This window comes from Microbacterium sp. K41, from assembly GCF_004794395.1.
GTDB lineage: Bacteria > Actinomycetota > Actinomycetes > Actinomycetales > Microbacteriaceae > Microbacterium > Microbacterium sufflavum.
The window spans coordinates 1-1,163 of record NZ_SSDO01000241.1 but is presented as its reverse complement, the minus strand read 5'-3'; the positions used below and the strand labels follow the sequence as shown (position 1 = coordinate 1,163).

The window sequence follows — 1,163 nt, the reverse complement described above, 5'->3', positions numbered from 1 at the left end:
GGCCGCGGGCTGCGCGTCGGGCACCGCCGCAGCGGGCGCACCCGGCGTCGTCTCGGACTCGGATGCCGGGGACTCCTGGGCGGGCACAGCGGGCGTCTCGGGCGCGAAGTGCTCGGTCCACTGCTGGCCGTCCCACCACCGCAGCCGACCGGAGCCGTCGTCGTACCAGCCAGCAGGTGTCGTCATGGAAGTCCCCTCCGTGTGCGCGCTCGCGTGGGTGACGCGAATCGACTCTCCATGTATAGCAGTGGGCAGCGACGCCGACACCGTTTGCACAGGTCGACGGCCTGAGGCCGCGCGGGGTGTCGCAGCGGGTCAGCGCAGAGCCCGCGCTTAGGCTCGAATCGCCATGATTCGGTTCGAGAACGTCACGAAGCGCTACCGCGGGACGTCGAAGCCCGCCCTGTCCGGAGTCGACTTCGAAGTGCAACGCGGGGAGTTCGTCTTCCTCGTCGGCGCTTCGGGATCGGGCAAGTCGTCCTGCCTGCGGCTCATCCTGCGGGAGGACGTGCCCACCAGTGGTCGCGTCGCCGTCCTCGGTCGCGATCTCCGCTCCCTCGCGAACCGGAAGGTGCCCTACTTCCGTCGCCACATCGGCTCCGTGTTCCAGGACTTCCGCCTGCTGCCGTCCAAGACCGTGCACCAGAACGTCGCGTTCACGCTGCAGGTCACCGGCTCCTCGCGCGGTTTCATCCAGCAGGCCGTGCCCGAGGCCCTGGCGCTGGTCGGGCTCGAGGGCAAGGAGAAGCGCATGCCGCACGAGCTCTCCGGCGGTGAGCAGCAGCGCGTCGCGATCGCCCGTGCCCTCGTGAACCGTCCGCAGGTGCTGCTGGCCGACGAGCCCACCGGAAACCTCGACCCCGCGACCTCCGTTGACATCATGCAGCTGCTCGCCCGCATCAACGCCGGCGGCACGACCGTGCTCATGGCCACGCACGAGGCGGGGTTCGTCGATCAGATGCGTCGCCGCGTGATCGAGCTGCGCGACGGCGAGATGGTGCGCGACGAGGTCCACGGCGGCTACGGCGACACCTCGAACATCCCGCGACTCGCGCCGGAGGAGGTGCGGGGAGCCGCCGCCGCGGCCGCCCTCACCGCGGTGCAGGAGGTGCAGCGGCAGACCGCCGACCTGTCGGTGGTGCGTGCCGCCCTGGCGGAGGAGC

2 protein-coding genes are annotated in these 1,163 nt (G+C 70.9%); one reads left to right on the top strand and one right to left on the bottom strand.

Going from position 1 to position 1,163, the window contains the following annotated elements:
- Positions 1–186, bottom strand: a 186-nt coding sequence (locus DW309_RS19980) for a DUF2510 domain-containing protein (RefSeq protein WP_240753139.1), incomplete at its 3' end; no start/stop codon positions are given.
- A 163-nt stretch (positions 187–349) separates the two neighbouring features.
- On the opposite strand from DW309_RS19980, the gene ftsE reads away from it, so the two are divergent.
- The coding region (ftsE, locus tag DW309_RS06545) for a cell division ATP-binding protein FtsE (RefSeq protein ID WP_136044901.1) at positions 350–1,163 on the top strand (814 nt) is incomplete at its 3' end.